At 54.6% G+C, this 3,332-nt stretch carries 4 protein-coding genes; 2 read left to right on the forward strand and 2 right to left on the reverse strand.

The features are described 5' to 3' along the window. Positions 1-589 (reverse strand): EF-hand domain-containing protein (locus tag OEL57_RS15540; protein WP_300741719.1); only part of this gene is annotated, 589 nt, incomplete at its 3' end. 152 nt (positions 590-741) lie between these two features. Between OEL57_RS15540 and OEL57_RS15545 the strand changes: the two genes are divergently transcribed. Continuing rightward, complete coding sequence (locus tag OEL57_RS15545; RefSeq protein WP_300741721.1) at positions 742-1,503, forward strand: response regulator; 762 nt, start codon at positions 742-744, stop codon at positions 1,501-1,503. Further along, positions 1,500-2,672, forward strand: a complete 1,173-nt coding sequence (locus OEL57_RS15550; RefSeq protein ID WP_300741723.1) for an ATP-binding protein — start codon at positions 1,500-1,502, stop codon at positions 2,670-2,672. The genes OEL57_RS15545 and OEL57_RS15550 overlap by 4 nt, the downstream gene beginning before the upstream one ends. Positions 2,673-2,715: 43 nt before the next feature. Here OEL57_RS15550 and OEL57_RS15555 read toward each other — a convergent pair. Then, positions 2,716-3,332: efflux RND transporter permease subunit (locus OEL57_RS15555; protein WP_300741725.1), on the reverse strand; the 617-nt coding region annotated here is incomplete at its 5' end.

Consider the following 3,332-nt stretch of genomic DNA (forward strand, 5'->3'; position numbering starts at 1 on the left):
GTTGCAGGTAACTATTCAGGGCTGCGTTCAGAATGCTCTTCAGTGAGTCACTGTTGTCTGAGGCAGAGGATTCTTCTATTGCATCCATACGTTGCATCGCCTGGGCTGGGGCATCCTCAGAGCTGCTGTTCCGGTTCCGGGACAAAGACTCACTCTCGTCAGACGTGGCAAGGGCTTCCGTCATTTCTGCAAGACTGACAACGCCGTCCTGATTGGTATCCATTTCATCAAAAACTGCGCTAACATCAGAACTGTCGGCAAACGACGTTTCGGAATCTGTTGAAGGCGGCATAACTTGCGGTGGTCCCTGCCCCCGCATACCCTGCCCCCGCATTTCCTGGCTGGCCTTCGCAATGGCAGCATCTGATTCCAGCCTGCTGATGGCACCATCACTATCACTGTCAAATTGGGCAAACATGGCGTCAGTATCGTCGCCGCCCCTGTTTTTGCCTGTTTTGGACAGCGTATCGAATTCATCCTTTGAAATACTGCTGTCACCGTTTATGTCGCCCTTTTTAAACCTCTCTTCCTGCATCTGTTGCAGCATGCTGCTGCTCATACTGCTGCCGATACTACCGACGCTGCTCATGATGAACCTCCTTATCCAAAAAAGTATAATCAACCTTGCTACCTGTTATCGTACTTATCGGAAGATGGTTCCGTGATATTCGTTAAGTGTGTCACCGTTTTTGTAAAGTTTTGTAAGGCTAATACCCATTACAAAACTTTACAGACGTCACCATGCAGACACGCTATAGTGACAACAGTTCAAACAAGGTAGGTGGTGCCATGGAAAACCGGATACTGGTGGTGGATGACGACCGGGATTTGTGTAGTCTGCTGCAAGAGTACCTGGCAGATGAAGGGTTCGATACAGAGGCAGTACATACCGGTGTGTCGGGTGCGGAGCTAGGCGTACAGGGAAGGTTTGCGCTGATTGTGCTGGATGTCATGTTGCCGGGATTCAACGGACTTGAGGTCTTACGCAGAATCAGGGCGCTGTCATCGGTGCCGGTGCTGATGCTGACTGCCCGTGGCGAGGAAGTTGACCGGATTGTAGGGCTTGAACTGGGCGCTGATGATTACCTGCCCAAGCCGTTCAACCCCCGCGAACTGGTGGCCAGGATCAGAGCCATTCAGAGGAGACAGACTGCAGCACAAAAACCGAATCTTCCCGCAGAGCCTGTGTTGTCCGTGTCTGTGGGTGATCTGATGCTTGATCCTGGCATGCGAACCGTTATGCAAGGTGAGCGTCAGGTGGCGCTGACCTCCCTCGAATTTTCTCTGTTGGAACAGCTGCTGACACAGGCTGGCCGGGTGATCAGCCGTGAAGAACTCTGCAGCCTTGCCTTGGGGAGACAACTCAGTTCCTTTGATCGCAGTATTGATGTCCATGTTAGCAGTCTGCGCCGCAAGCTGGGGCTGGCTAATGATGGCAGCGAACGGATCAAGAGCGTGCGTGGAGTCGGCTATATCTATCTCCGTCCGGCAGGTAGCATATGAAATCACTGTTCGTGAAGCTGTTCATCGCCTTCCTGCTTGCCATGCTGATTTCAGGAGCAGTTTTTTTCTCGTTTGCCTTCCGTATTAGGGGCTGGCTGCTGGAGCAGCGCTACCCTGAGATAACCCAGCAGCAGCATGACCGTCAGCTGCACCCAGGATTCCATCCGAAAGAACCACCACCCGGACGTGATCTGCTGCTGCCTCCGCCCATGCTTGTTGTTACCGGTATTCAGGCGTTGATCTTTCTTTTGGTAGGGGCCGGTATCTGTTATCTGTTGGCCTGGCGGATGAGTGAACCGGTGCACAGATTACGCCAGACCGTACAACAGCTGGCAGGGGGTGATCTTTCAGCGCGAACAGGTATAGCCGAAGGAGACGGCGGTGACGAAATCAACGATCTGGGGCGCGATTTTGATCGGATGGCTGAACGGATTGAATCGCTGTTGACCTCCCAGAAACAACTGGTACGCGATATTTCCCACGAACTGCGATCTCCACTCGCTCGCCTGCAGGTTGCCCTGGGACTGGCCCGACGCAAGGCCACGTCAGATGTAGAGCCGGCACTGGACCGGATTGAGCAGGAAGCCGAGCGGTTAAACACCATGATTGGTGAACTACTGACCCTGAGTCTGCTGGACAGCGGTACCGCGTTAGACTCTGCCGAGCCGATTGATTTGGGAGAGTTGCTGGATCAGGTGGTGCAGGATGCTGCCTTTGAGGCAGCTGCTGGAGACAGGCAGGTTGTGCTGAGCGCAGAGACAGACAGCCAGGTGTCCGGCAATTGGGAGCTGTTGCGCAGGGCGGTAGAAAATGTGGTACGTAACGCATTGCGTTATACATCTGAACATGCCGCTGTAGAGGTACTACTTAAGCAGGAGCATGACTGCTTTGCGATTATCCGGGTCATGGATCATGGCCCGGGCGTACCGGAGATAATGCTGGATGAGATCTTCAAACCGTTCAGTCGTGTAGATGAGGCCCGAGACCGGCAGAGCGGCGGTGCTGGTATCGGCTTGGCCATTACTGCCCGTGCCGTAGCACTGCATGGCGGTTGCGTAACCGCCAGTAACCGTTCCGGCGGAGGACTTGCCGTGGAGATCAGGCTGCCGCTGTATGCAAAGCAGCCTGATTCTCCCGCCGTCCGGCCATTGGTTCTGAAAAAATCATGACCAAGCACGAGGAATGTAAACCTGCTGTATATGCACTGTCATCTCACCGTCCCTTTCCCCGCCCCCGCACCTTCTCCCCTAACTCATCAAACAGCGTGTAAAAGATTGGCACGTAAATCAATGTTAGAAAGGTAGAGACCATCAGTCCACCAATGGCCACCACTGCCAACGGAGAGAGCCGTTCCAGCCCGATAGCCCGTTCCAGGGCGATCGGCAGCATACCCACTGCCGTGCCGAAAGCGGTCATCAGGATCGGTCGGGTACGAACCTGTACGCTCTGCTTCAGAGCCTCCCGCAACGGCATACCCTGGCTGCGGGCCACCTCGATGAAGTCGATCAGCAAGATCGAGTTCTTGACCACAATCCCGGCCAGCAGGATCAGCCCCATGAAGGCCCCCATTGATTGGTGCTTGCCGGTGGCCAAAAGCGACCAGATGGCGCCGATAAGGGCCAGCGGGATAGCGGTCATGATGGTAAGCGGATGCAGGAATGAGTTGAAGGCTGGCACCAGTGAGAAGTAGAGCAGAATCATAGCAATGGTCAGGGCAGCCATCAGGGCACTGAACGACTCTTCTGCCTGTCTGGACTCACCTTCCTGGGTCATGGTGTAGCCCAGCGGCAGCACGAACCCCGCCAGTGCCGTTTTGACATTGTCCATAA

Source organism: Trichlorobacter sp. (assembly GCF_030247655.1).
Taxonomy (GTDB): domain Bacteria; phylum Desulfobacterota; class Desulfuromonadia; order Geobacterales; family Pseudopelobacteraceae; genus Trichlorobacter.

Coding starts and splice junctions, on each gene's coding strand:
- OEL57_RS15545 (WP_300741721.1), top strand. CDS start 742: ATGCAGACACGCTATAGTGACAACAGTTCAAACAAGGTAGGTGGTGCC.
- OEL57_RS15550 (WP_300741723.1), top strand. CDS start 1,500: ATGAAATCACTGTTCGTGAAGCTGTTCATCGCCTTCCTGCTTGCCATG.